Raw genomic sequence first — 556 nt, forward strand, 5'->3', positions numbered from 1 at the left:
CTCTGCACCCCAAGGCCAATTGTAATATGTAGAGATGATGATGGATTAGCCCTTAAATTCCCAAGCAATACTTCATATGATTATTTCAATGAAATGATGAGTATTCCTGTTGGAGTGTTCCCTTCATCTAAACCTGTGCTCTATATTAAAGACGAAGTTGTAAATGGTCAGTTAGTAGCAACTTTTCCGAATCGGGCGTCAAGAGAGGAAGCAATTAACCTGCTGGGTTTAACAGGAGCTATAATCACAAGGCAGGGAGACAATCAAATGGTTTTTAAAGATCCAACCATTGTACAATACGGACAAAGTATTTGCATTAATACTCCAGAACATTTATCTAAACCAGAAAAAAGACAGGCCTATCTTGATTACCGTATTATTATCAAGGGATTAAGTGCTTATGCTAAAAGCCCTAATAGCTTTTTTAGCAACTTTCCTGCAGAAATTAATATGAAAATCGCGTCAACCGTTGCTGATGTATTAGATGTTGAATTGGAGAGCAATGCAGCTGGCAGACTCGCATCGGCTTATCTAGGTCAATAACACAGAATAGCTT

General features: G+C 38.1%; 1 protein-coding gene. It reads left to right on the forward strand.

Annotated features, from left to right (window positions below):
- Nucleotides 1-543, forward strand: a 543-nt coding sequence (locus tag DGG96_RS21015; protein ID WP_165831659.1) for a hypothetical protein, incomplete at its 5' end; no start/stop codon positions are given.
- Nucleotides 544-556 lie beyond the last annotated feature (13 nt).

The organism is Legionella qingyii, from assembly GCF_003184185.1.